Origin of the sequence: Pseudomonas sp. ML2-2023-6, from assembly GCF_037055265.1 — a bacterium.
Classification (GTDB): Bacteria; Pseudomonadota; Gammaproteobacteria; order Pseudomonadales; family Pseudomonadaceae; genus Aquipseudomonas; species Aquipseudomonas kulmbachensis.
Map to the genome: position 1 here is coordinate 3,727,994 of NZ_CP146347.1, position 24,494 is coordinate 3,752,487.

Consider the following 24,494-nt stretch of genomic DNA (forward strand, 5'->3'; position numbering starts at 1 on the left):
CTCTACTTGACCAAACGGACTTCCTTGGACGGCCGGTAGCCAAAGTAGGCGCTGTAGCACTTGCTGAAATGACTGGGCGACACAAAGCCGCAGGCCACCAGCACATCGACCTGGGACAACTCGGTGTGTTGCAGTAACCGGCGCGCTTCGGTGATGCGCAGCTCAAGGTAATAACGTTGTGGCGTGGTGCCCAGCTGCTCCTTGAACAGACGCTCGAGCTGACGCCGGGAGCGCCCGACAAACACGGCCAGTTGCTCAAGCTCCAACGGCTCTTCAAGGTTGGCATCCATCAGTTTCACCACTTCACGCAGCGGCGCACTGACGCAGATATTTTGCACCGGTTTGATCCGACGATAACGGGACTCTTCGAACGCCAGAATATCCTCGATGCCCTCGACCAGTGCCTTGTCGTGCAGCCCCTTGATCCAGCCCAATGCCATCTGGAAGGCTCCGGCAGGGCTTGAAGCGGTCAGGCGGTCGCGGTCAATAACGTAGGGCTCACTGGTAACCTGTGCCGCCCTGGCCACTTCAGCCAGAGCGGGTCGATGTTCGGGGTGAATCGCACATCTGTAGCCGTCCAGCAGCCCGGCACTGGCCAGGAACCAGGCACCGTTCCATAACCCACCCAAGGTGATGCCCGCGTTTGAAGCGGCGCGGAGCAAGCCGATCAGTTCGTCGCTGATCTTCAGCTCTGTCCTGTAGCCACCACAAATCACCAGCAGGTCCAGCTCATTGATCATCGAAGGATCAATCCGCGCATCGGGCCGGATCACCAGGCCCAGATCGCTGACTACTTCGCTGTCGCTCAGGCCATAGGTGCGTGCCGAAAACAAGTCGGCGCGCAGCAGGTTGGCGGTAATGATGCTGTCCAGAGCCTGGGTAAAGGCCGGTAGCGAAAAGTGCTCGAGCAGCACAAAACCGGTACGAACCATTGGGCCTGTCTCAGCGGGGCTGTCTTTGAGATAGCGCAGGTTTTTGCCCTTCATGCCTGTGCTGAACTGACGTCGCTCGATCAAGGTCCGATCCATTTTTGTGCATTTATAAGGCGTAATGCTACCCGCCAGCAGGCGAAAAAGCTCCTGCTGGCGGTGCCTGCACGTTCGATGGCGACCCGGACCCGTTTGCCTGGTGAAAACGGTGCCCTCAGAACCCCACCGTTGCACTCAACAGATAAGTGCGCGGCGTCGAGAGGGTCAGGCCCGGCTCGCTGTCATCCGAGGCGCCCGCCGAGCTCCAGTAGCGCTTGCCCAGCACGTTCTCGACACTGGCCCGCAGGGTCACAGCCTTCTCATCGACCTTGAAGGCGTAACGCGCACCCACGTCGAAACGCTCCCACGCGTCGATTTCCTTGGTATTGGCCTGGTCCAGATACTGCGAGCTGGTGTAAATACCGCGCCCGGTGAGGGTCAGGCCCTGTACAGCCGGCACATCCAGCTCGGCTCCCAGATTGACGTTGTACTTGGGCGTGGCAGGCGCACGGTTACCGTCATATTTGCCGTCAAGGGTATCCGTCAGCTTGCTGTCGATGTACATCACCCCACCCAGCAGGCGCAGGCCCTTGCGCGGTTCGCCAAACACGCTCACTTCGGCCCCCAGGTTCTGCCGTTTGCCATTAGGACCAAAGACACTGGTCGTGGCATTGGTTTCGTAGGCAGGCTGCCTGATCCGGAACACACTGGCGGTGATCGCAAACGGGCCCGTGTCGTACTTGGCCCCGGCTTCAATTTGACGGCTGATAAACGGCGGGAAGATTTCATCTTCGTTGACCGAGATCGACGGCGCCGTCTTGCCCTGGCTCAGGCCTTCCATGTAGTTGGCGTACAGCGAGAGTTCGTCGGTGGCCTTGAACAGGATGCCCCCCGAAGGCGAGACCTTCTCTTCGTCGTAAGCGGTTTTGCTCTTGATGTCATTGTTCCAGTCATCAACCTTGACCCGCTGCCAGCGGGCGCCCAGGGTCAGGAGCAGACGATCGTCAAAAAAACCGAGGGTGTCGGACAACGCCACACCGCTGTAGCGACTCTCGGTGTAGACCTCGGGATCAAGACGCGTGGGCGTGCCGGGCGTCGGGGTTACAACGGGATCGTAGAGGTTGCTGGTCGACTCCGCATAACGGGCGCCACCATTGGTGAAGTCCATGTAGAAGTAACTCGCGGCCAGATTGACCTCATGGCTCACAGCACCGGTGTGGAACCAGTTGCGTACACCGGCTGAAGCCGTGCGCACATTCTCGTCACGGGTAAAATCGCGGGGCAGGACACGGAAGTCACCGGCATCGTTGCTCACTGAAACTGCATGGCGCAGGAACTCGTGGTTGCTTTTGCGGGCACCCACGGCACCATAGACCATGACCGAGTCGTTGACGTCATACTCGGCATTCACTGCGCCGAAGGTGTCCTTGGTGTGTGCCTGGGTCCAGGGTTCTGCGTAGTTATGGCGCACATCGTTGGCGTCCGGAACCTTGGCTTTGGGGCCAACCTGCACCCGCTCCTGCGGGGCGTCGGTGATGCGTTCGGTGCGGCCGATATCCGTCGACAGGCGCAAACGTTCGCCGCGAAAATCCAGGCCCAGGACAGCCATCTCGCGGTCAACGCTCTGGTGGTCCCACTCGGTATCACCGGACTGTTTTACCCCGTTGAAACGCAAGCCGAACTGGTTCTCGTCACCAAACCTGCGGCCTATATCCACGGCACCGCCGACCTGACTGTTGGAGGCATAGCTGCCGGTGAATTCGGTGATCGGCTGGTCGGTGGCACGCTTGGGCACCACGTTGATGCCTCCGCCCACACTGCCGCGCGGCGAGATGCCGTTGATCAGTTGGCTTGGCCCTTTGAGGATGTCGACGCGGTCGGCCATTTCCATGTCGATGGTGTAAGTCGGCAGGATGCCGTAGAGGCCGTTATAGGACACGTCGCTGTTGAACAGGCTAAAGCCACGAATGGTGAATTGCTCATAGCGCCCGCCCGCCGGGTTGGTTGCGCGCACCGACGGGTCGCTACCGATCAGGTCACCCAGAGTGCGGGCTTGCAGGTTCTTGACCGCCTCGCTGGTGTAGGTGGTCATGCTGAACGGGGTTTCCATAAAGTCCCGCGAGCCGAGCATACCTTGCGAACCACGGCGTGCCACCTGGCCACCGGCGAACACTTCACCGCCCGCCGTACCGTCGGCACCGAGAACCGAGGTACTAGGCAGTTCTACGCTGCCTTGAGGGATAGGAATCAGGGTATAGGCCTGGTCGCCTGCGGGCACCAATTGCAGGCCGGAACCCTGCAGCAGCCGGGCAAAGCCCTCTTCTACCGCGAACGCGCCGGACAGGCCGTTGCTGTTGTGGCCGTTGACGAGCGCAGGGTCTACCGAGAGGTTGACTCCGGCCAACCCGGCGAAGCGGGTCAAGGCCGCACCCAAAGTTCCGGCTGGCACCTGATAGGTTCGGCGCTCGCTACTGTCGGCCCAGCTGCAGGCAATAAACAACGGACTGGCACTGAGGGTCACCACAAGACCCAATCGAAACAACGGGCGCAAGCGCAAGGACGGTACTGCAAGCATGGGACAAGGCTCTCGTATTTTATTCACTTGCCTTGGATGACCGCTGAGATGAAAAAAAGGGACAGCAAAATCTGCTCAAAACCTGTAACCGCGGCAGCAAGTACAGGTTTTGGAGGGTTTACGCCTGCCTGTTTCGTGGCACCAGCGTGACCCAGTAGCGCGTGCGTGTTTGCACTTGCAGCGGCAAGGTCGCGGCCAGTAGCGTCAGGATGCGGTCGGTATTGCCCAGCTGAAAACTGCCAGTCACCCGTAGTTGTTCAAGTGCCGGTTCCCAACGCAGTAAACCGGCGCGATAGCGGCTCAGTTCACGCAAGAAATCCCCCAAGGGCTGGTTTTGCGCCATCAGCACCTGCTCACGCCAGCCGGGCTGAAGCCGATCGAACTGACTTAGTGCCCCCGCTCCCGTCACGCCCAAGCTGACCTGCTGGCCTTCGTGCAACAGCAGCGCGGCCCCCTGTAATGGCTGCAATTGCGCCGTTCCGCTGATCACCGAGACCCGACAGTCGCCAGCTTCAAGACGCAGGCAAACTTCGCTGCGGCTGAGCGTGACCCGGCCATAAGGCACTTCGATGGTTAACGGCGCACTGCCTGCGACTTTCAGTGCCATTTCGCCGCGTACCAGCGTCAGCAACCGGGCGTTCATATCCACATTGACGGCACTGGCAGTATTGAGTTGCAGCATGCTGCCGTCGGCCAGCGGCACGCGGGTGTGCTCGCCGGTAGCGGTTTGCAGATCGGCGCGCCATACGTCCAGCGGCAACTGGCGTGTCACCAGCCAGGCGGTTGGCACCACAGCCGCCACACACAGTGCCTGCTTCAAGAGCGCACGCCGCCCAGGGTCAGGACGGTCAAGAGTGGCCATCGCCAACGCTGTGGGTAGCTTGTGGAAACGCTGGCGCAGCAATTGGGCCTTCTGCCATGCCGACTCGTGGGCACTGTTGCTGTCGCGCCACTGTTGCAGATGCACGCGATCATGCTCGCAGGCTGTTCCGGACTCCATCAGCGCCAACCACTGGGCCGCGGCCCGGGCAACATTGCGCAGTTCGGATGAAGGTTCAGAGTGTTTCAAGCGTCCACCAACAGACAGTGCTCGTAAGCCTGGGCCATATAACGTTTGACCGTGCGCTCAGACACTTTCAGGCGTTCGGCTATCTGCCGATACCCCAGCCCTTCGAGCTGGCTCCAGAGAAACGCCCGACGCACCACTGGCGGCAAGCCGTTAAGCAACTCGTCCAGCGCCTGCAGGGTTTCAAGCAGTAACCAGCGCTGCTCGGGCGACGGCACACTCTCTTCGGGCAACTGCGCCAGCGCATCCAGATAGGCCTGTTCCAGGCTGCGCCGGGTGTAGAAGTTGCTCAGTAGACGCTTGCCCACCGTCAGCAGATAGGCCCGCGGCTCACGTAAGTCAGCCAGGGGCTGGGTACTGGCAAGCACCCGAACAAAGGTGTCCTGGCTCAGGTCTGCCGCATCCCATGCGTTGCCCATGCGTCGGCGCAGCCAGTTTTCCAACCAACTGCTGTGATCGCGATACAGCGCATGCAGGGTCTGCTCTTTCGGTGTCGCGGCTTCCATCATCTCAAGAGCCCCTGTGCGTAGGACGAGGTAAATGAGAGTGATTCTAATTTGTGTTATATCTTTAAACCAAGCTCTTTTTCGTCAGGCTCAGCGCTTTGATGCTCCCAGCGGCGCTCTGCTGCGTAGATGAAGCACTAAACTGCTACAAATTATGTAGGCAACGTACTCAGAACTTGTAGTCCCCTGCACAGGCTGCGATAAGCTCCGCCATTAGTTCAATCAACAGCAATCAGGAATAATTGATATGTACGTGGTTTTTGCATGAAGTGGCTCAAGGGCATCATTCTGGGCACGGTCCTGCTTGCAGTCGGCGCCGTAGCGCTTGGGCTGTTTTACTTTCTTCCCCAGCACGATGTGGTGATGGTCACGGGGGTTGAAGTCAAACGGGTCGATCACAATGGCGTGATCAACGCTGAAAACCCGGCTGATGGCCCAACCCGGGATGTTTACTTCATCAACACTGAAGACCCGGTCACCAAGGAAGTCATGGTGTATCGCAACGAGGATACCGGCTGGTCCTTCCCCTGGTATTTCAAGTTCGATTCTGCCGATATCCAGGCCAAGGCCCAGGGGTACTCCCGCGATGCCGAGCAACTGGCACTGATTCGATACTACGGCTGGCGCATCAAGATCTTCTCGGTTTTTCCTAACATTACCGCAATCGAAGCCACCAAAACTCGCACTGAACCCTTCCCTTGGTTCAATACGGTGTTTTTCAGCGTGATGGCCCTGGGGCTGGTGTTTATTGCCGTATTTATCAAGCGCCGCGTGAAACGACGTCCGCAAATGCCGGTAAATTGATTGAATCACTCAGTTGAGCGGTGGTGCCTTTTAATCCGGTACATATCGTCATCGGCATGGTTGAGCAGCGTATCGGCGTCCTCCCCGTCCGCGGGGTAAAGGGCCACGCCGATACTGCAGGACGGCATTTTGATCGCGCCAAACTCAGCGCCAAGTGGCTCGGCCATTTTCATCAGAATCTGCTCCACCCGCTTGGACACGGCGTCCGGCGACTGGATATCGGTCAACAGAACCGTGAACTCATCACCGCCCATCCGGGCTACCGTGTCCGTCTCTCTTACGCAGCCTTCCAGCCGTCGCGCCGTCATGCAGAGCACGCTATCGCCCATTGCATGCCCATGAACATCATTGATCCCCTTGAACTCATTGAGGTCCAGAAACAGCAAGGCCAGCGTGCTCTTGTGCTGGCGTGCCTCGCGCAGGGCCGCGTCCAACCGCTCATTGAACAGCGAGCGGTTGGTCAGCTTTGTCAGCGGATCATGATGGGCGAGGAAGCGTAATTCATCCTCCGCCTGCCTGAGTGCCGTTATGTCTCGCGCGACACCGATCCGCGCCCCGACCTCCATGGACCAGAAGGCAGCCCACAGGATATGCACGATACCTCCATCCTTGCGGATGTAACGGTTACGAAAATCCATGTGGGATTGACCATTCATGACCCGGGCAATGGAGGCATGCGAGGCTTCCAGATCATCAGGGTGCATATAATCGGTAATTGTGGTTCCCGTCAGCTCGGACGCACGGTAGCCGAGCAATGCCTCACAGGCATCACTCACAAAAACGATCTGGTTGTCCCTGTCGACCACAAACACCGTATCCAGCATCAGATGGACCAGTTTGGGATAGAGCGCTAGGAGGTCAACGGCCATAGGTCACGGGCATCCAATTGGAAGTCGTCTTGATAATAGACTGATGGCTAAATAATGGCCAAGCAACCATTTCAAATGGCCCTATCGACCTCAATGTCCGAGGTTGTAAAAGAAAGCCGTCGCGAGACGGACCAAGCCGAGATAGTTAAGATTGCGTTTTTTCATCTGCACGGACGGGCACATGACTGAGGTATACCAAGGAAGCTGCCTGTGCGCAGCGGTCAGATATGAACTGCTCACTGCGCCAAAAGCAGTGAGTCATTGCCATTGCAGCCAGTGCCGTAAAGGTCACGGTGCGGCATTTGCTTCGTATGCCAGCGTCCCCCGCAGTGCGCTTCGGATACTTGAAGGCGCCACCAGCATTACAGCCTATCGCTCCTCGGCGACGGTGTTGCGCGAGTTCTGCACCCGGTGCGGCTCGACCTTGTTCTGGTCACGCTCAGAAGGCGAATTTGCCGACTGGGTTTCGATAGCACTGGGCACACTCGACACGCCCTTCGCCACTCAAAAACAGAAACACCTGCATCATGCCTGCGCCGTCCAGTGGTATACGCCAGCCAACTCTGGCCCTCAGGTTGACTGACTACCCGGATCGGCAGGCGGGGTGTCTTGTTCCAGCAAGACGGCACCTTCACCCTGCAGACGCAAATGATCGCCTGGGTTGCGCAGAGGGCAGTCCTCCATCGACAGGCATCCGCAGCCGATACACCCATCGAGCTGATCACGAAGCTGGGTAAGGCTGTGAATCCGTTCAGTCAACATGTCCCGCCAATTAGTGGAAAGGGACGCCCAGTCTTTTGCAGTTAGAGGTCTTCCAGCGGGTAGCTCGTCCAGCGCAGCCTTGATTGCAGCCAGCGGTATACCCGCACGCTTCGCAATCTTGATGATGGCAATGCGCCGAAGAGTATCGCGAGCATAACGACGCTGGTTGCCTGCAGTCCGCTGCCCCTGAATCAGTCCCTTGGCTTCGTAGAAGTGGACGGTCGCTATTGTAACGCCCGATCGGCGGGCTAACTCTCCTACCGAAACAGGTACGCGCACATCGATCATGGATTCCTGGCCCCCTCTTGACCTCATCTATACATGAGGTTTTATAAAGAGTGTCGGCTTGCCTTTGCAAGCCTTCATTCGCTGGGGCGGGTGAGTTCTCGAAGTGGAGCCAACATGGACAAGCGTCACATCCCATCTGATCAACCCTCACACAACAGATCGAACCCACGGGCATCTGGAGATAGCGCGCCCTCAACTACAGGCTGGGGAGCACTGCTCTCTGGTACAAATGGCGTGCGTTCGCTTGCGCTCGCAGGCGGCGTCGTCCTGCATGCGGTCAATGTTTATATTTCCACGACAATTCTGCCATCTGTCGTAAGGGACATCGGCGGTATCGACTACTACGCCTGGAATACCACACTGTTCGTTGCAGCCTCGATTCTCGGCTCGGCGTTGTCGGCGCGATTACTCATTCGCGCGGGGCCACGCGGCGCTTACGTCAGCGCAACCCTGGTATTTGCAATTGGTACGCTCATCTGCGCATTCGCCCCCTCAATGCCTGTCATGCTTGCCGGACGACTGATTCAGGGGCTAGGCGGCGGATTTCTGTTCGCGCTGTCCTATGCCATGATCAGGCTGGTCTTCAATGAAAGCCTATGGCCGCGCGCAATGGCCTTGGTCTCCGGAATGTGGGGAGTGGCAACGCTCGTTGGCCCTGCCGTAGGCGGGGTCTTCGCGGAGCTCGGTATATGGCGGGCTGCGTTTTGGTCGCTGATTCCAGTCGCACTACTGTTCGCCCTGCTCGCTGTGGCCGTACTGCCCAAACGCAGCACACAGAGCACTGCCCCCTCCCCGCTTCCTCTCACCCAACTGGTCCTTCTGACATCGGCTGTTCTCGTCGTGTCGGCTGGCAGCGTCTCGGCAACCTTCCTCTGGAACATGGTCGGTCTGGCGGCGGCCGTCATCCTGACAGCCTTGTTGGTCACAACGGAAAGCCGCGCCCGACACAGGCTGCTGCCACAAGATGCATTGCGCATCACATCAGCCTTGGGGGCGCTTTATGCAACTATGTCGTTGCTGGCGATAGCCGTTACCAGTGGCGAAATATTTGTGCCGTTATTCCTTCAGGTTCTGCACCACCAGTCACCGCTCGCCGCTGGCTATCTTGCAGCGCTGATGGCGGCCGGGTGGACCCTGGGTTCACTGGCAAGCGCCGCCGTGAGCGGTAGAAACATCCGGCGCGCGATCCTCGCTGGCCCAATCCTTGGATTAGCGGGCATGGTTGCGCTTGCCGTTTTGATGCGAACTGAAACTGAAGGTGGCTGGCAGGCACTTACCCCTATCTGCCTTGCATTGGTCGCAATCGGGCTGGGCGTAGGGCTGGCTTGGCCGCATCTGCTGACCCGCGTCTTTCAGGTGTCTACGGCGGGGGAACAGGACCTGGCAGCCGCTTCGATCACAACCGTGCAGCTGTTCGCTACAGCGCTCGGTGCGGCGCTGGCGGGAATGGTGGCAAACCTCGCTGGCCTGACTGATCCCGGAGGCGTCGGCGGCGTATCAAGAGCAGCAACCTGGCTTTTTGGAGTGTTCGCACTCGCACCGGTTCTTGGTGTTTTTACGGCCTTGCGTGTAGTGCGGCATCGGCTGAATCGCCCCAAGTTTTAGGAGCTCGCTAAGTGCTCAAATGCACGGTCGTCTATAGAGGCAGACGACCGTGTGCTACGGGGCGAAAGCGGCCTGTTACGGCTTCACAGTTTCGGCCAGGAACGGTCAAGGATAGACGTTCCATCTGTATGTAAAAAGGCCGGTAGCCCAGTGGATCTAGCCACTCAACTTGGCCCAGAACTCTTCTGCAGAAGGGCAAATAGCCGCTGTAGGGCGGGTTAGATGAATCTCTAAAGGAATATCCCAGCTTTCGTCGAGCGCCCTGACAAGGCGCCCATCAGTCATTTCCTGTTCTGTCAGGCTTTTGGGCAACCAGGCGACGCCTTTGCTCTCCAAGGCCATTGACATCAAAACGGCGGCAAGGTGACTGCTGAAAAGAGGTTTAAGATGAAGATAATCTTCTTTGCCGTGGAGTCGGTGAGCGACGATTCGGCCTAACCCCGACTCGTGGGTATAGGCCAGGTAAGGCAGTGTTTCAGGAGAAGTACCAAAATTGGCAGAGGCGCTCGCCAGTGGCACGAGTACATCCCCTCCGACCTTCTTTCCAATGAACTGATCAGGTGCTAGCAAGGGTGGGACGTCGGGGTGGCGATGGCAAAGCAGGAATTGAACCTGACCGTGGATTAGCATCTGCTCGCAAACAGCCATGCTGTCTGAATATAGACGTACCGAATCTATCGGCGCGCCATTTTCTGCACCTCTCAACCATCGTGGGAAGAAGGTGAATGACAAGGAATGTGTGGCTGCAAATTGCAGTGTTTTGGCGGCTACCCCAGCCACCTCCTGTGCCTCGGAACGCATCAGGTACAAACCTCTAGCAGCCTCTTGGGCACTAGACAAAATCTGTCTTCCTGCCTCGGTTAAGGTCGCGCCTTGGGGCGTGCGAACAAACAACTCGACGCCCATCCAGTTCTCCAGGGAACGGACTCTACGACTGAAAGCAGGCTGAGTAACGTGGCGAGCTTCAGCCGCCCGAACAAAGCTGCCGTACTCCGCAAGCGCTGAAAAATCCTCTAACCAAACGAGTTCCAAGGGCAATGCCTCCTGTGCATAGGGCGCGGCATTAATAGCATTGGGCGGGGATCATCGCAAAGCATAACGTGGGGTCACAAACAACAAGAGGAACCCGTCATGCGTATCGTAGACATCCGTGAAAAAACTGTCTCTATTGCTTCCCCAATTGCTAACGCCTATATCGACTTCTCCAAAATGACCTGCTCGGTCGTCGCTGTCATCACGGACGTAATTCGCGATGGTAAACCTGTCATCGGCTACGGTTTCAACTCCAACGGTCGCTATGGCCAGGGTGCTCTGATGCGTGATCGTTTCCTGGCGCGTATCACGGAGGCTGACCCGGACACCCTTGTCGACCATGAAAACAACAACCTGGATCCGTTCGCCATCTGGAAAGCCCTGATGACCAACGAGAAGCCAGGCGGCCACGGCGAGCGATCGGTCGCAGTTGGCACCATCGACATGGCTGTATGGGATGCGGTGGCCAAGATTGAAGGCAAACCTCTGTATCGCCTACTGGCTGACCGTTACCGTAACGGCGTGGCGGATGACAAGGTCTGGGTCTATGCAGCCGGTGGCTATTACTACCCCGGCAAAGACCAGACTAAACTCAAGGCAGAAATGCAAAGCTACCTGGATCGCGGCTACGACGTCGTCAAAATGAAGATCGGTGCAGTGCCGCTGGACGAGGATATCCGTCGCATCGAAGCTGTACTTGAGGTGGTAGGCGATGGTCGTCGGTTGGCAGTCGATGCTAATGGGCGCTTCGATCTTCAGACTGGTATTGCTTACGCTGAGGCGATCAAACAGTACAACCTGTTCTGGTACGAGGAGATTGGCGACCCTCTGGATTACGCACTCCAGGCTGAGCTGGCCAATCACTATGAATTACCCATGGCTACCGGTGAAAACCTGTTCTCCCACCAGGATGCTCGTAACCTGCTGCGCCACGGAGGTATGCGCCCTGATCGCGACTTCCTCCAATTCGACTGTGCCCTGTCCTACGGGTTAGTAGAGTACATGCGCACCCTCAAGGTGATGGAAGAAATGGGCTGGTCTTCCCGACGCGTAGTTCCGCATGGCGGCCACCAGATGTCACTGAACATCGCAGCAGGCCTGCACCTGGGCGGCAACGAATCCTACCCGGACGTGTTCCAGCCTTTCGGCGGTTTCGCTGACGGTATCCGCGTCGAAAATGGCTACGTCGGTCTGCCGGATATTCCAGGTGTTGGCTTCGAAGCCAAGTCCGCCTTGTACGCAGTAATGCGTGAGTTAGGCGAAGGCTAATCGCCCTCAATCTGCGGTCTCTTGTAAAGAGGCCGCAGAATCCGGCGTCCCCCACTGACGCCAAGCCACACGCCCATCACAAAAATAAAATGAGGTGCTTACGTGGAAATTTCCAAGTCACACTGGTATAGCCAGCTGTATGTGCAAGTGCTGATCGGCATTGTGATCGGTGCCGCCATCGGTTACTTCATGCCTGATATTGGAGCCAAGCTCCAACCGTTTGCCGATGGTTTCATCAAACTCATCAAAATGCTGTTGGCGCCTATTATTTTCGGTACGGTGGTCGTCGGTATCGCGAAAATGGGCAGTATCAAGGAAGTTGGACGGATTGGTGTGAAAGCGCTGATCTACTTCGAGATTCTTTCAACCATCGCCCTCGTCGTCGGCCTTATTGTGGTCAACATCGTGAAGCCTGGTGCAGGTATGAACATCAATGCTAGCGCGCTTGATGGAAGTGCAGTCAGTAAATACAGCCAAGCTGCCAGTGAGCAAGGTGGCACCATTGATTTCTTCCTCAATATCATCCCGCATACATTCATCGGCGCCTTCTCGAATGGTGTAATGCTTCAGGTTATCCTGCTTTCAGTACTAATGGGTGTTGCTCTGGTTCAAATGGGCGAAACCAGCAAACCGCTAATCAACACCATTGATCTGTTCCTGCAAGGTCTGTTCAAGATCGTTGCAATGGTCATGCGCTTGGCGCCGATTGGTGCTGGTGCCGGTATGGCGTTCACTATCGGCAAGTACGGGATTGGTACCTTGCTGTCACTCGGCCAGTTGCTGGTCGCGCTCTACATCACAACCTTGATTTTCATCGTGGTGGTGCTGGGTACTGTTGCCAGATGGTCAGGCATGCCGCTCATGCAATTTCTTCGTTATTTCAAAGATGAAATTCTCATCACGCTTGGCACCTGCTCAACCGAAGCCGTACTGCCGCGCATGATGGTGAAGCTTGAAAAGCTTGGCTGCAAAAAATCAGTAGTGGGCATGGTGTTGCCAACGGGGTACACCTTTAATGCAGACGGCACCTGCATCTATCTCACCATGGCCGCCATCTTTATCGCCCAAGCGACCAATACGCCACTGACGTTTGTGGATCAGATGATTTTGCTCGGTGTATTCCTGCTGACGTCAAAAGGCTCGGCTGGCGTTGCGGGTGCAGGGTTTGTGACGCTGGCTGCAACACTCACAACCATCCATTCAATCCCTCTCGTAGGCCTTGTTTTGCTCTTGGGCATTGACCGGTTCCTGAACGAAGCGAGGGCCGTAACCAACCTGATCGGTAACGGCATCGGCACCATCGCCATTGCCAAGTGGGATAACTCGTTTGATGTCGAGGCCTGCGAGCGTGAAATCGCCGCAATGAAACACGAAAAGGCGCAAAGGAAGATGTTACTGGCGCAAAAATAATCCGTCACACGCTCCGGTCATTCCGCGTCAGAAACGGTTATGACCGGTTCCGATTTTTAAGGTTGTGCGTTTTTCTTTAAGCTTTCGGGGCTGCCAGCGCACAGACCATCCATCACCAAGGTCATCAATCTGGCGAGACGCGAGCGCCAGTCGCTCTGGGAGTCCATTTGCCATATTCCAGCAATGGCGAGAAAAAAGTCGTCGTTAGTAATCCCGCTACGAATCGTTCCGGCTTTCTCATTTGCCCTCAAAAGCGACTCGGCAGCTGCTTGAACTGGTGCGTATCCTGACTTCCCCGGGAACTCGTAAATAGACGCAGCTTGTTGTATTGCGGTAGCAAGTCCTGCTTTTGTCATTGCATATTCAGCGAGGCAGTCCATCCATTCTCGGAGGGCCTCCTTAGGTGGTTTTATCGCCAGGAGCTGTTCCGCTAACGAGGCTACCTGCTGCATCTCGAATTGATAAACCTCGAATACCAGCTTCTCTCTGGTGGCGAAGTGGCGATAGAACGTGCCCTGCCCCACCCCTGCCTTCTTCGCAATCGTGCTCAACGGAACCGCAGGATCACGAGTCAGCTCCACCACCGCGACCTCCAGAATCCGTTCACGGTTTTTCTTGGCGTCAGAACGCATCACCAAATCGTCAGTCATGAGCAAAATTTTCCTTGAGCGCATTGCTAAACGGACAGTTGTCCGATACATTTTTCTCAAGCGGACACTTGTCCACTTAAGCATCGTTTCTGGAGTTTACTATGAACAGCACTGGCAATACGATTCTGGTCACTGGCGGCACCTCGGGTATCGGCCTTGGTCTGGCGCTTAGGCTTCACAAGGCAGGCAACAAAGTCATCATCGCGGGACGTCGCAAAGCTCTGCTCGACAAGATCACGTCGCAGCACCCAGGTATTGAATCAGTATTGCTGGACGTTTCCGATCCACAATCCATCCAGCGCAGCAGCGAAACGCTTGCGATCAGCCATCCGAATCTAAACGTTCTTATAAACAACGCTGGAATCATGCACTGGGAGGATCTGACTGATCCGCAAAGCCTAAGCACAGCCGAAGATATCGTGACAACGAACTTACTGGGCACGATCCGCATGGTGTATGCATTTACTCCCCACCTGCTCACGCAGTCCAGTGCAACGATTGTGAATGTAAGCTCGGCTTTGGCATTCGTACCGCTGCCTGCAACACCGACCTACAGCGCAACCAAAGCGGCAGTTCACTCGTTCACTCAAAGCCTTCGAGTTCAGCTGGAAGCCTCATCAGTCGAGGTTATCGAGCTTGCGCCACCGGGTGTGCGTACCACTTTGCTTGGGCAGGAAAACGACGAGCACGCAATGCCGTTGGAGGCGTTTTTGGATGAAATCTTCGAGCTACTCGAGATCTCTCCGACCCCACGCGAACTGATCGTCGAACGTGCCAAGCCATTACGGTTTGCTGAAGCGAGTGGCTCACATGATGAAGTGTTGAAAATGCTTGCGGGATACAAACCACCGGCAGAGTGACGGTAAGCTTCGGCGCACGCGCTGTTACCAAGGAAGAGGCTGCCGAGGAACAAGCCCCAAGCAGCCGCTGTATGCTCCAGAAAACGCGGCTCTGTCACTACTGAAAGTTGCTGCATGACTGCTAGGGTGCGCCTTACCCACACCGACTGGATTCAGCCATGCAGCTTAACCTCTACCAAATCGACGCATTCACCTCCACGGTATTCTCGGGCAGCCCGGCAGCCGTGGTTCCTCTTGAAGCCTGGCTACCTGTCGAGGTCATGCAGTCGATTGCCATTGAAAATTCGCTGCCGGAAACTGCGTTCTATGTGCTTAACCAGAGCGGACAATACGAAATCCGCTGGTTCTCGCCATTCACTGAGATCGACTTCTGCGGCCACGCCACGCTGGCAAGCGCTTTTGTGCTGTTCAATCAGCCCGGTGCCAGCAAGTCCATCACGTTCTGGGCCAAGGCAGTTGGAGAAATTCCGGTCACCCAGTTACCTGGCGGCGAGATAGAGTTGAATTTCCCCGAACTCGCTCCCCGCCCGCTGGTTGATGTGCCTGCCCAGTTGCTCGAAGGTCTTTCGATCACACCCAACGAATATTGGGTCAGCCGCCAAGCCTACTTTGCGATTTATACCGATCAACAGCAGGTCGAGAGCGTGGTGCCGCGACTCGATAAGCTGAAAGAGCTGGGCCCGCGGGATGTGGTCGTCACTGCGCCCGGTCAACAGTACGATTTTGTCTCGCGCTACTTCTGGCCAGCCAACGGTGGCGATGAGGATCCTGTCACCGGATCCATTCATGCAGGGTTGGCTCCGTTCTGGGCAAAACGCTTGAACAAGTCGCGGTTGTTAGCGTTGCAGGCCTCCCGTCGGCGCGGTGTGCTGGACTGCCGGGTTGATGACGGCCGGGTATTTGTCTCAGGGCGGGCGGTGCAATATCTGGAAGGGATTATTAACCTGTAAGCGCCAGGTGAAGGCGCAATGAAATGCTGCCCCCCGGCGCCACGGATTCCATTCCAGGCGAGTGTCGGGGGTCAGATTTCTGCAACCATCAAATCCAGATTCTGCACCGCGGCGCCAGCAGCGCCCTTCCCCAAATTGTCAAATATGGCAGCCAGCAAGACTTGCCCCGTCTGTTCATTTGCACACACCACCAACTGCAGATCATCAGTCCCGTTAAGCGCCTGAGGATCAAGGTGCGTCAGTTGTTTAGCCTCCTGCAGCGACATCACCTGTACATGGGCTGCATCCAGATAGTGCCGCACAAGACACTCATGCAGCTGCGCCGCATCCACCCCCGGCGCCAGTAACCGAAGTTGCACCGGTATGGTCAGCACGATCCCCTGCCGAAAAGCGCCATAGGCCGGTACGAACATTGGGGGCTGGCTCAGGCCGCTTTGCTGCTGGATCTCCGGTACATGCTTGTGCTCAAGCCCCAGGCCATACACCTGAAATGCCGGGGGCGGCGACGCGCCTTCGCCTTCATACTCCTGCACGCCGACGCGGCCTTTTCCCGAATAGCCCGACACGGCATAAATGTTTGCCGGGTAGTCTCTTGGCAACAACCCGGCCTCCAGTAACGGACGCAGCAGCCCTATCGCCCCGGTAGGGTAGCAACCGGGATTACTGACCCGCCGGGCTGTGGCAATGCGCTGCGCCTGCTGCGGGTTCATTTGCGCGAAACCATAGGTCCAGTCCGGATGGGTACGGTGTGCCGAACTCGCATCGATCACCCGTACTGCGGGGTTTTCGATACTCGCCACCGCGTCGCGTGCGGCCTGGTCGGGCAAGCATAAAATCGCGATATCGCAGGCATTGATGATCTCGGCTCGGCGTTGTGGATCCTTGCGATGTTCAGCGCTGAGCGTGACAAGCTGCAGATCGGTCCGGTGGCGTAGCCGCTGATGGATTTGCAACCCGGTGGTGCCTTGGTCGCCGTCGATGAATACAAGTGGACTTGCCATGGAATGCTCTCGGACTCAGGAAATGAGGAGCCCCAATCATCAGTCGGGAGTTAAGATAGGAAAAGTTGAATTTATAAACGATGAGATTCAGTTTTTCTGAACAAGGAGCGCTCCATGCGTGAAATCAGCCTCGACCGTCTGCGCACGCTGGTTGCTATCGCCGATCTGGGCTCATTTGCCGAGGCGGCCCGCGTGCTGAATCTCTCGCCGCCCACGGTCAGTTTGCATATCGCCGACCTGGAGTCGCGGGTGGGCGGCAAGCTGTTGTCACGCACCCGTGGCCGCGTTCAGCCTTCGGCAATCGGTGAAACACTGGTGGAGCGCGCGCGACGTCTGCTGGCGGATGCGGAGCAGGCGCTGGAGGACGTGCAGCGTCAGGTGCAGGGCCTTTCAGGGCGCGTGCGGCTGGGCGCCTCCACCGGTGCCATCGCCCAGTTGATGCCGCAAGCGTTGGAGATCTTGAGCCAGCGCCACCCTGCAATCGATGTGCAGGTTGCAGTGCTGACGTCGCAGGAAACGTTGAAAAAACTTGCCGAGGGCTCTTTGGAAATAGGTCTGGTCGCGCTGCCTCAGACTCCCGTCAGGCAATTACGGATCAAGCCATGGCGACGGGACCCGGTCATGGCTTTCTTGCCCGCTCGCTGGGAATGTCCGCAGGTTGTCAGCCCCGACTGGCTGGCTGCTCAGCCATTAATTCTGAATGACAACACGACCCGGCTTTCGCGCTTGACCACAGAGTGGTTTGCCAGTGATGGACGCCAGCCAACCCCGCGTATCCAGCTGAACTACAACGATGCGATCAAAAGCCTGGTGGCAGCCGGTTATGGCGCGACCCTGTTGCCGTATGAGGCCTCAACACCCTTGCCTGATACCAGAATCGCTATGCGGCCTTTACATCCCTTGCTATGGCGGCAGCTGGGCATAGCTCACCGCGAAGGCGACATCGAACGATCTACGCAATATGTACTGGATGTGTTGTGGGGGTTGAGTGCGCAGTAGCCGACAAGGATCACAAAAGGCGCGTCAGAGCGCTACTTGCAGCGCTGTATTCACTCGCCAGGAAACAACCTCTCAATAGCTGCCCAATGACTTCAGGGGCAGCAGCGGCTTGTACTCGCACTTCTCGCGCACAAAAGCGGTTGGCACTATCACCCTGCTTTCAAAGAAAGTGGCAAAGTCGAAGTCCTCCAGGCGGTATGGCGCCACCAGCACGGACTCCTGACCGGCACCGAGAAAAACCACAGGACGCTCGGGATCGACATTCGCGCACTCATGTCTTTGGTTGAAATCCAGCGCCTGCGCGATCAGATAGACCTTCTCCGGAATACGCGTATCGCTCAACTGATCGCTGGGCCAGCTCCAACCGAAAAACAGAATCACACCCGCCACCGCACTGCACAGCACAGAGAACCACGGGACATCCCCGGTCGCTTTGCCCTTGACCCAATTGCTGATGAACAAGAGATGAAGCGCCAGAATCAGCGCCGCGATGCTCAGCACAAAAGGCACCAGCAGTTTGAACAGCACCAGGCCTGTGGTCAGGACCAGGGTGATGGGCAAGGCGGAGGCGTCCACATGGAACACGCCATTGATGTGCCCCGCTGCTCTGCCGCGCGCATAGAACAACGCCCCGGAAAGGATCAGCGACAGCAATAACTTGGTGACGGCGAAGCTCCACAATGACTTCACCACTGACGAGCGCTCGACCAACACGCCGACGAAAATCAGACACAAGCTCACCCCCCACAGCCGAAATGCCAGGGTATGTTCGCGCACCCACTCCATGTCACTGGCGGCAGATCGCACAATGGCCAGCAGGACGCCGATGACGCCAATCACCACCATGGCACGGAGCAAATCTTGGCGCTGCTTTTCCTGCTGGTGGCGGTGCTCGATCAACCATTCGGACAATCTGCGCTGGATATCCCGTACGTAGTACTTCAACGACCTCGGGGAGTTACTCGACAAGTCACGTTCGGAGCCGCTCAGCTCGTGATGGATACGTTCGAGCCTCTGCTCAATTTCTTTGGTCATCTGTCTTTCCAACTCCTGTCGGGGATAGTTCAGTTTGCCAGCCTGGGCCGGTCTTTCCGGGAAAGCATCGAGGCACAGGCCACACGTGGACATTGAAATGGAGCGGTGAGCGAACGCCCCTGGCCACTACTTACGCCTCACATAGTGACACTCAGCACCCAGCCCGCAATCCCGCTCCCAATGACGACCAGCCACGGCGCAACCTTCCAGAACATCAGCGCAACCAGGGCCAGCACGGCCAGACCGAAATCCTGCGGCTGCAAAATGGCACTCGTCCATACCGGATGGTAAAGCGCAGCCAACAGCAGACCAACCACTGCGGCATTGACCCCGGCCAGCGCGGCCTGAGTTCGTACGCTACGGCGTAATTGCTCCCAAAACGGCAAGGCGCCAAGAGTGATCAAAAAGGACGGCGCATAGATCGCCAAAAGGCAGATTATCCCCCCTGCCCATCCTGATGGAGGGACATTCATCGACGTGCCGAGGAATGCGGCGAACGTGAACAGGGGGCCAGGTATGGCTTGCGCGGCGCCATATCCTGCCAGGAACACGTCATTACTGACCCAGCCGGAGGGCACCACTTCGGCCTGCAACAGTGGTAGCACCACGTGCCCGCCACCGAAGACCAGTGAGCCGGAGCGGTAGAAGGCATCCACCAGTGCCACGGCTTGACTGGGCCACAGTTGGGTCAATAGCGGCAGCCCCACCAGCAATACCAGGAATAAAGACAGGTAAATCCCCCCGGCCCGGCGGCTGATGGAGATCGGTAATGGATCGTGCTCGGCACGCTGCCCGGGTTTGAACAGCAGCAAACCTGCAAGCCCGGCAGCAACAATCACGCTGACCTGCCCCCCTGCAGACGGCTCAAGCAAGGCGACGCAGGTAGCAATCGCCATCAGGGTGACTCGCGTCACGTCTGTGCACAGATGCCGCGCCATCCCCCAAACAGCTTGAGCAACCACCGCGACAGCGACCACTTTGAGGCCATGCAGGACGCCGGGAGAGATGACTGAGCCATATCGGGAGATGCCCAGCGCAAACAGGATCAGCGCAATGGCCGAAGGTAGCGTAAAACCAGCCCAGGCCGCGAAAGCCCCTCCGTATCCTGCGCGTGACACCCCCAGAGCGATGCCAACCTGACTGCTTGCCGGGCCAGGTAATAATTGGCAGAGCGCGACCAAGTCCGCATAGGTGCGCTCGGTCAGCCAACGCCGTCGTGTGACAAACTCATCGCGAAAGTAGCCCAAGTGCGCAATAGGGCCACCGAACGAGGTCAACCCAAGGCGCATGAAGATGAAAAAAACTGACCAGGCGCTGCTGCGTTTATCGACATAAGAGTTGGCCATGCATGTGCCTACCTGGTTAGAACAAGACCGGTAAATTAATCGAATTACGATAGCGAATTTCGCCTATCTAAAACGGCCCCTCTCGAGGAGTTTGTTTTGATCACATCGCGGCGCTATACACCTTCGAAATGGCACACCTTCCGATCCTGGTTCGAAGGTACACCCTCAAATTTGGCCTTTCATGACAGGGCCCTGACTGGCCGCTTCCGACCAATCGTGGAAATTGTCGACCCAAAACAGACACGCCCTCCTCTCACGATCCACGCCTGCGCAGGTCGATTTTTCCGGCTTTTCTTTTGAGATTTCCCGTCGCTATAGCGCTCAGCATTTTCTGAAATTTTGAGCATTCAATGTGATGTGCCGCAGGGCAAGACGCTACTCGACGAAGCTCATCGCGTACGGCGCCAAGGCGCTCGATGGTACGGTCCAGTTCGTCAGCCTTTTCGTTAAGCCGCTGGCGATCGATATCAGGCTGGCCCTGCGCATCCTGCATGGCAACGAGATCGTCCAGTGAAAACTCTGCCGACTGCCCGAGCGCGATCAAGGACAATCGCTGGAGTACATCGCCATGAAACACGCGACTCAGGCCCCGACGCCCTATCGAACGAATAAGACCTTTCTCTTCGTAGTAGCGCAGCGTTGAAGCCGGTAGACCGGAACGTCGTGCCACCTCACCAATATCCAGCTCTTTCATACTTGACCTCAAGTCGACTTGAACCTGCAGACTACTCGGATCAAACCTCCAAAACAGGTTCAAGGCAAGGAGCAATACCATGGAAATAGCCGAGACAGCACTGCGTATTCTGTTTGTTGGAATTGGGGCCACGCTGATCATGGACCTATCGGCTTTTGTTCAAGCACGAGTATTTGGCCTGACGTCGCCTAACTATGGGCTGGTCGGTCGTTGGCTTGGCCACATGCTGCAAGGGCAGTTTCGTCACTCCACGATCATGACGGCGGCTCCTGTCAGGAATGAGCGCCTGCTGGGGTGGGTATTTCATTACGTCACCGGCATAGTCTTCGCAATGGTGTTGATCGGTGCGAAAGGACTTGCCTGGCTCTGCAACCACACACTGGTGCCTGCGCTGGTGATGGGGTTGGTCACTGTGATTGCGCCTTTCTTCATCATGCAGCCCGCGTTCGGTTTCGGCATTGCTGCGTCGAAGACAGCGGCACCAAGCGTGGCAAGGCGCAGAAGCATCACTGCGCATCTGATTTTCGGACTAGGGCTTTTTGTAGCTGGATGGCTGTTGATGCAGATCTTTCCGGCATCGTTATGCCTAAGTTGAGTGCCTTTGGGCAGCGCTGGTGCTTAGGGTAAGAGCGTAAGTTCTGAGTGTCTGTTTGTAGCCGATTGCTACACGGGGTAAAAGGCGGGTGCATTGAATGTGAGTCAAGGGCTACTTCTGGCCGAACGCAGCCCGCCACGAGGGGCTGCTTTCACCCTAGTAAGAGACCGATAGACTTCTATGCGCAAGACCACAAAATTGTGAGATTCAGCAAACAACACTGTGCAATAACAGCGAGCGCCAGGAAGCGGAACTCCAATGTAAAGGCAGTCAGATGGACAGCAAGCGCTGTTGAGTTCCGGGGGAGAATCAACTTCACTTTGAATCGCCAATAACGGCCTAAAACGAAGTAATGGATGTGTCGACTCAAAAGACTAATCACCCTAAAAAATCACAACCTCATATCATTGGTTTTGTTTTACCTCGTAGTGCAGGAACAGCACTCCCGAGTCAAACAATTTACTTTTCACCAGCGTGAGAGCAGTTCTGTCCTTAATATTTTTGAATAAAGGAATACCCTGTCCCAACAGTATCGGATTGATGAATAGCCAGTACTCGTCGATGAGGTTTTCCGCCATTAGCGCGTGTGTGGCGCCGGGACTGCCAAACACTAAAATATCGCTGCCTGCGCTATGCTTAAGCTTGCTGATTTCATCGCTTAAATGGCTGCTGATGATTTTAGTATCAGGATTATTCTTTTCCAGCAGGGTTTTCGACAACACAATTTTTCGGGCGGTTTTATACCATCGCGAATGCGCCTGGTCATGCGTACTGGCGTTGGGCTGCTCGGTAGCGGTTGGCCAATAGGACTCCATCATCTGATAGGTGACGCGCCCGTATAACGCGGTGTCGGTCTGCTGAATCCGCTGGTCCACATATCCAAACAAATCGTCGCTCAGACTGATCCAGCCCAAGCTAGCCATGCCTTCATCGGTGGAGGCAACAAAACCATCCAGTGACACATGCATAAACGAAACAATTTTCCGCATGACTATCTCCTTGATTTTATTTTGATTACATATTCGTTAAGTCCCGCCAGTGCTTGGTTTCTGCCTTCATTTCCACCCTTCCTCTCCCCACCATGTTGCGTGGTTACGCAGTAGAACATCAGCCGAACGTCATTCTTAAACCGCCTTCCGTAAAGGAGACAGTCCCGACTGTCTCTTCTGGCCGATAGCAGCCCTTCTTGACAGAGGGCTATCAACCCAAAACGATCATCTGGCGAGGTATTGAACGGGTGCCGGAAATGCGCTCATTGCTTAAGCATAGAGCTATTACATTAGTCCAAGTGTTGAGACTCCTTGACGATAAAGTCGATGAAAGCGCGCGTTTTCGCTGGCAAATGCAACCGCGATGTATAAACGAGATTGATGGCTAACCCAGGCAACTCCCAGTCGGTCAGAACCGGGATCAGTCGACCCGAGACTATATCGTCGTGTATCACATATGTCGGTTGAGCAAGAATACCTGACCCTTGCAGCGCAACGGCTCGCAAGAGCTGACCATCGTTGGACTCGAACGAGGCTGATGTTGAAATCCTTATGGACTGGTCTTCGCGCTGGAAAACCATTTCATAAGGGTCGGTGGCGTAGGTGTAGAGCAAGAGTTGATGGTCAATCAACTCCTGAGGATGCCCCGGACAACCGTGGCGTTGCAAATAATCAGGCGACGCGGCTAGCGTGCGGCGTGTCTCAGTCAAACGCCTAACCACAAGGCTGGTGTCAGGCTCACTTTCACGCGTGCGCAGCGCGACATCAATGTTGTCGTCAATGATGTCGCAATAACGGTTTTCAGCAACGACGTCCAAGCGAACATCGGGGTACAGCTGTTTGAACTTCGGCAGCAGGGGCAATATGTACTGCAGGCATAGAGATAAAGAGGCAGTGACACGCAACACACCCGTTGGATGGCTTTTGGTCGCAGAGACGGCGTCGGTGGCCCCTTGCATGGCCAGCAGAGCAGCTTTGGAATTGTTGTAGAAGTCCTTCCCTACCTCGGTAACAAACAGTCGACGGGTACTGCGCTCAACCAGCCTGGCCCCCAGACGATCCTCCAGCGCAGCCAGGTGACGGCTTGCAGCGGCATTGGACAAGCCCAGCGCCTCAGCTGCTTTGTTCAAGCTGCCCAGTTCAGTGACCTTTACAAACAACTCATACTCTGTCCAGCGATCCATCAGCATTGTTCCGGTGGGTGGAAATGTGATTTCCAGTTAAAGACTTTTTCAAAGTAATTGCTACCGCTAATCTAGATATACCCCTTGCAGCAAAGATTATCTACGCTGAGGGAAACACGACGGAGATTCAATTGAGTCATAATCTAGAGACCGTAAAACAATATTTTAAATTCTGTGTTGATGGAAAAGATGTGGATCGCGCGGAGGAATTCTTCGCGGATGATGTCGTAGTTCACCGACCGGACTGCAGCGCGCCTATCGTGGGTGTAAAACGTTTTAAAGAAGCATTGAAGCTTAATGTAACTGATCGATATGAGTCTATTCATACGACCTTTCAGAAAGAAATAGTGGTCGACGACGTTGTGGTAGTGGCATTAATGCATCAGGCCAAAGGATCCAATACCTGGCACGGGTTTGATGTCACAGGAAAAGATCTCGCATGGACGGCATTAACTTATTTTCGATTCAATGCCGAGGGAAAGATCATTGAGGAAATTGTTGAGCGAAATGAGTTATTCATGGCGAAACAGCTCGGCATTATTGAATACGACTAAGTAAATCACAGCGCCTGGTTTGCTCGCCTGGAAACCGGGTAATACTTAAGCTGTTTATATTCTACAGATTGAATTGCCAAGGCAACTTGTTCGTCGTCGTATATAAGCTCAAGTCATGGGTTTAACCGGCTTGCCTCTTGGCAAAAACGATCTGGCAAACCTAAAGGTGACCCAGGCCCTTTCAGGCCAAGTTCGATCTGCTGGCAGATACCTGGGATCACCCGAGCTTTCGAAAAGATTTGCAGGATCGCTCCAGGGACATTGTCGCCATCGACGAAAACCGCCTTCGCGCCGAAAACCATCAGGCCGTGACCGGTGCTTTTGTCCTGAAGGGAGGCAGGGCCAGGCGCTCACCTACCTTGCCCTGTTGCAATGGCTCCCGATCACGGCGGAAAAACAGAGCCACACATTAGTTGTATACAATAACTTTAAGTTCTGGTTACATTATTCCGCGCCTACGACCCCGGTAATCGCCGGGGCGTA

24 protein-coding genes are annotated in these 24,494 nt (G+C 56.2%); 10 read left to right on the top strand and 14 right to left on the bottom strand.

Going from position 1 to position 24,494, the window contains the following annotated elements; genetic code table 11:
- Positions 1–2 precede the first annotated feature (2 nt).
- From V6L79_RS17100 to V6L79_RS17115, 4 genes are all read right to left on the bottom strand, one after another.
- The gene (locus tag V6L79_RS17100; RefSeq protein WP_261738506.1) at positions 3–1,028 is read right to left on the bottom strand and encodes a GlxA family transcriptional regulator; all 1,026 of its coding nucleotides are present in this window, start codon (positions 1,026–1,028) and stop codon (positions 3–5) included.
- A gap of 115 nt (positions 1,029–1,143) precedes the next feature.
- The gene (locus V6L79_RS17105; protein WP_338579238.1) at positions 1,144–3,543 is read right to left on the bottom strand and encodes a TonB-dependent receptor; all 2,400 of its coding nucleotides are present in this window, start codon (positions 3,541–3,543) and stop codon (positions 1,144–1,146) included.
- A 118-nt stretch (positions 3,544–3,661) separates the two neighbouring features.
- Positions 3,662–4,612 (bottom strand): FecR domain-containing protein, encoded by a 951-nt coding sequence (locus V6L79_RS17110; RefSeq protein ID WP_321836927.1) that lies wholly within the window; start codon positions 4,610–4,612, stop codon positions 3,662–3,664.
- Positions 4,609–5,118 carry a sigma-70 family RNA polymerase sigma factor gene (locus V6L79_RS17115; protein WP_261738509.1) on the bottom strand — a complete coding sequence of 170 codons (510 nt, stop codon included), beginning with the start codon at positions 5,116–5,118 and terminating at the stop codon, positions 4,609–4,611. The genes V6L79_RS17110 and V6L79_RS17115 overlap by 4 nt, the downstream gene beginning before the upstream one ends.
- Positions 5,119–5,379: 261 nt before the next feature.
- On the opposite strand from V6L79_RS17115, the gene V6L79_RS17120 reads away from it, so the two are divergent.
- Entirely contained in the window at positions 5,380–5,919 is a 540-nt protein-coding gene (locus V6L79_RS17120; RefSeq protein ID WP_261738510.1) for a DUF1523 family protein, read from the top strand.
- A gap of 5 nt (positions 5,920–5,924) precedes the next feature.
- Here V6L79_RS17120 and V6L79_RS17125 read toward each other — a convergent pair whose 3' ends face one another.
- Complete coding sequence (locus tag V6L79_RS17125; RefSeq protein WP_261738511.1) at positions 5,925–6,788, bottom strand: sensor domain-containing diguanylate cyclase; 864 nt, start codon at positions 6,786–6,788, stop codon at positions 5,925–5,927.
- A gap of 181 nt (positions 6,789–6,969) precedes the next feature.
- On the opposite strand from V6L79_RS17125, the gene V6L79_RS17130 reads away from it, so the two are divergent.
- Positions 6,970–7,371, top strand: coding sequence for a GFA family protein (locus tag V6L79_RS17130; RefSeq protein WP_261738512.1), 402 nt, complete (start codon positions 6,970–6,972; stop codon positions 7,369–7,371).
- On the opposite strand, the gene soxR is transcribed toward V6L79_RS17130, so the two are convergent.
- Positions 7,359–7,838, bottom strand: coding sequence for a redox-sensitive transcriptional activator SoxR (gene soxR, locus V6L79_RS17135; protein ID WP_261738513.1), 480 nt, complete (start codon positions 7,836–7,838; stop codon positions 7,359–7,361). The two genes, V6L79_RS17130 and soxR, sit on opposite strands and share 13 nt — an antisense overlap.
- A gap of 114 nt (positions 7,839–7,952) precedes the next feature.
- Between soxR and V6L79_RS17140 the strand changes: the two genes are divergently transcribed.
- A complete protein-coding gene (locus V6L79_RS17140; protein WP_338579239.1) occupies positions 7,953–9,443 on the top strand; it encodes an MFS transporter in 1,491 nt (496 codons plus the stop codon).
- A 156-nt stretch (positions 9,444–9,599) separates the two neighbouring features.
- On the opposite strand, the gene V6L79_RS17145 is transcribed toward V6L79_RS17140, so the two are convergent.
- Positions 9,600–10,475: a LysR family transcriptional regulator gene (locus V6L79_RS17145; RefSeq protein WP_321833467.1), complete on the bottom strand. Its 876-nt coding sequence runs from the start codon at positions 10,473–10,475 to the stop codon at positions 9,600–9,602.
- 99 nt (positions 10,476–10,574) lie between these two features.
- On the opposite strand from V6L79_RS17145, the gene V6L79_RS17150 reads away from it, so the two are divergent.
- Together V6L79_RS17150 and dctA are read left to right on the top strand one after the other, a co-directional pair.
- Positions 10,575–11,744 carry a mandelate racemase/muconate lactonizing enzyme family protein gene (locus V6L79_RS17150; RefSeq protein ID WP_261738516.1) on the top strand — a complete coding sequence of 390 codons (1,170 nt, stop codon included), beginning with the start codon at positions 10,575–10,577 and terminating at the stop codon, positions 11,742–11,744.
- 102 nt (positions 11,745–11,846) lie between these two features.
- Complete coding sequence (gene dctA / locus V6L79_RS17155; protein ID WP_261738517.1) at positions 11,847–13,154, top strand: C4-dicarboxylate transporter DctA; 1,308 nt, start codon at positions 11,847–11,849, stop codon at positions 13,152–13,154.
- A 56-nt stretch (positions 13,155–13,210) separates the two neighbouring features.
- Here dctA and V6L79_RS17160 read toward each other — a convergent pair whose 3' ends face one another.
- On the bottom strand, positions 13,211–13,804 hold the full coding sequence (locus tag V6L79_RS17160) for a TetR/AcrR family transcriptional regulator (protein WP_338579240.1): 594 nt from the start codon (positions 13,802–13,804) through the stop codon (positions 13,211–13,213).
- A gap of 101 nt (positions 13,805–13,905) precedes the next feature.
- On the opposite strand from V6L79_RS17160, the gene V6L79_RS17165 reads away from it, so the two are divergent.
- The gene (locus V6L79_RS17165) at positions 13,906–14,664 is read left to right on the top strand and encodes an SDR family oxidoreductase (protein WP_261738519.1); all 759 of its coding nucleotides are present in this window, start codon (positions 13,906–13,908) and stop codon (positions 14,662–14,664) included.
- A 158-nt stretch (positions 14,665–14,822) separates the two neighbouring features.
- Positions 14,823–15,614, top strand: a complete 792-nt coding sequence (locus V6L79_RS17170) for a PhzF family phenazine biosynthesis protein (protein ID WP_261738520.1) — start codon at positions 14,823–14,825, stop codon at positions 15,612–15,614.
- 71 nt (positions 15,615–15,685) lie between these two features.
- Here the strand turns inward: V6L79_RS17170 and argC are convergent, their stop codons facing one another.
- Positions 15,686–16,615, bottom strand: a complete 930-nt coding sequence (gene argC, locus V6L79_RS17175) for an N-acetyl-gamma-glutamyl-phosphate reductase (protein ID WP_261738521.1) — start codon at positions 16,613–16,615, stop codon at positions 15,686–15,688.
- A gap of 114 nt (positions 16,616–16,729) precedes the next feature.
- On the opposite strand from argC, the gene V6L79_RS17180 reads away from it, so the two are divergent.
- Entirely contained in the window at positions 16,730–17,614 is an 885-nt protein-coding gene (locus V6L79_RS17180; RefSeq protein ID WP_261738522.1) for a LysR family transcriptional regulator, read from the top strand.
- A gap of 72 nt (positions 17,615–17,686) precedes the next feature.
- On the opposite strand, the gene V6L79_RS17185 is transcribed toward V6L79_RS17180, so the two are convergent.
- The 3 genes from V6L79_RS17185 to V6L79_RS17195 form a co-directional block, all read right to left on the bottom strand.
- The gene (locus tag V6L79_RS17185; RefSeq protein ID WP_321833480.1) at positions 17,687–18,649 is read right to left on the bottom strand and encodes a hypothetical protein; all 963 of its coding nucleotides are present in this window, start codon (positions 18,647–18,649) and stop codon (positions 17,687–17,689) included.
- Between the two features lie 137 nt (positions 18,650–18,786).
- Positions 18,787–19,995: a chromate efflux transporter gene (gene chrA, locus V6L79_RS17190; RefSeq protein WP_338579241.1), complete on the bottom strand. Its 1,209-nt coding sequence runs from the start codon at positions 19,993–19,995 to the stop codon at positions 18,787–18,789.
- A gap of 253 nt (positions 19,996–20,248) precedes the next feature.
- Entirely contained in the window at positions 20,249–20,689 is a 441-nt protein-coding gene (locus V6L79_RS17195) for a helix-turn-helix domain-containing protein (protein WP_261738525.1), read from the bottom strand.
- A gap of 79 nt (positions 20,690–20,768) precedes the next feature.
- Here V6L79_RS17195 and V6L79_RS17200 point away from each other — a divergent pair, with 79 nt between their 5' ends.
- Entirely contained in the window at positions 20,769–21,284 is a 516-nt protein-coding gene (locus tag V6L79_RS17200) for a DUF2938 domain-containing protein (RefSeq protein ID WP_338579242.1), read from the top strand.
- 404 nt (positions 21,285–21,688) lie between these two features.
- On the opposite strand, the gene V6L79_RS17205 is transcribed toward V6L79_RS17200, so the two are convergent.
- Positions 21,689–22,273, bottom strand: coding sequence for a dihydrofolate reductase family protein (locus tag V6L79_RS17205; protein ID WP_261738527.1), 585 nt, complete (start codon positions 22,271–22,273; stop codon positions 21,689–21,691).
- A 290-nt stretch (positions 22,274–22,563) separates the two neighbouring features.
- Positions 22,564–23,457 carry a LysR family transcriptional regulator gene (locus V6L79_RS17210; protein WP_261738528.1) on the bottom strand — a complete coding sequence of 298 codons (894 nt, stop codon included), beginning with the start codon at positions 23,455–23,457 and terminating at the stop codon, positions 22,564–22,566.
- Between the two features lie 131 nt (positions 23,458–23,588).
- Here V6L79_RS17210 and V6L79_RS17215 point away from each other — a divergent pair, with 131 nt between their 5' ends.
- Complete coding sequence (locus V6L79_RS17215) at positions 23,589–24,011, top strand: ester cyclase (protein ID WP_261738529.1); 423 nt, start codon at positions 23,589–23,591, stop codon at positions 24,009–24,011.
- Positions 24,012–24,494: the final 483 nt, after the last annotated feature.

Bases quoted from the DNA above. Each gene is read 5' to 3' on its own strand.
- V6L79_RS17180 (WP_261738522.1), top strand. From the start codon at position 16,730: ATGCGTGAAATCAGCCTCGACCGTCTGCGCACGCTGGTTGCTATCGCC.
- V6L79_RS17165 (WP_261738519.1), top strand. From the start codon at position 13,906: ATGAACAGCACTGGCAATACGATTCTGGTCACTGGCGGCACCTCGGGT.
- chrA (WP_338579241.1), bottom strand. From the start codon at position 19,995: ATGGCCAACTCTTATGTCGATAAACGCAGCAGCGCCTGGTCAGTTTTT.
- V6L79_RS17205 (WP_261738527.1), bottom strand. From the start codon at position 22,273: ATGCGGAAAATTGTTTCGTTTATGCATGTGTCACTGGATGGTTTTGTT.
- V6L79_RS17150 (WP_261738516.1), top strand. From the start codon at position 10,575: ATGCGTATCGTAGACATCCGTGAAAAAACTGTCTCTATTGCTTCCCCA.
- V6L79_RS17125 (WP_261738511.1), bottom strand. From the start codon at position 6,788: ATGGCCGTTGACCTCCTAGCGCTCTATCCCAAACTGGTCCATCTGATG.
- V6L79_RS17185 (WP_321833480.1), bottom strand. From the start codon at position 18,649: ATGACCAAAGAAATTGAGCAGAGGCTCGAACGTATCCATCACGAGCTG.
- V6L79_RS17160 (WP_338579240.1), bottom strand. From the start codon at position 13,804: ATGACTGACGATTTGGTGATGCGTTCTGACGCCAAGAAAAACCGTGAA.
- V6L79_RS17120 (WP_261738510.1), top strand. From the start codon at position 5,380: ATGAAGTGGCTCAAGGGCATCATTCTGGGCACGGTCCTGCTTGCAGTC.
- argC (WP_261738521.1), bottom strand. From the start codon at position 16,615: ATGGCAAGTCCACTTGTATTCATCGACGGCGACCAAGGCACCACCGGG.
- V6L79_RS17100 (WP_261738506.1), bottom strand. From the start codon at position 1,028: ATGGATCGGACCTTGATCGAGCGACGTCAGTTCAGCACAGGCATGAAG.
- V6L79_RS17140 (WP_338579239.1), top strand. From the start codon at position 7,953: ATGGACAAGCGTCACATCCCATCTGATCAACCCTCACACAACAGATCG.
- soxR (WP_261738513.1), bottom strand. From the start codon at position 7,838: ATGATCGATGTGCGCGTACCTGTTTCGGTAGGAGAGTTAGCCCGCCGA.
- V6L79_RS17200 (WP_338579242.1), top strand. From the start codon at position 20,769: ATGGAAATAGCCGAGACAGCACTGCGTATTCTGTTTGTTGGAATTGGG.
- V6L79_RS17195 (WP_261738525.1), bottom strand. From the start codon at position 20,689: ATGAAAGAGCTGGATATTGGTGAGGTGGCACGACGTTCCGGTCTACCG.
- V6L79_RS17130 (WP_261738512.1), top strand. From the start codon at position 6,970: ATGACTGAGGTATACCAAGGAAGCTGCCTGTGCGCAGCGGTCAGATAT.
- V6L79_RS17170 (WP_261738520.1), top strand. From the start codon at position 14,823: ATGCAGCTTAACCTCTACCAAATCGACGCATTCACCTCCACGGTATTC.
- V6L79_RS17210 (WP_261738528.1), bottom strand. From the start codon at position 23,457: ATGGATCGCTGGACAGAGTATGAGTTGTTTGTAAAGGTCACTGAACTG.
- V6L79_RS17105 (WP_338579238.1), bottom strand. From the start codon at position 3,543: ATGCTTGCAGTACCGTCCTTGCGCTTGCGCCCGTTGTTTCGATTGGGT.
- V6L79_RS17115 (WP_261738509.1), bottom strand. From the start codon at position 5,118: ATGATGGAAGCCGCGACACCGAAAGAGCAGACCCTGCATGCGCTGTAT.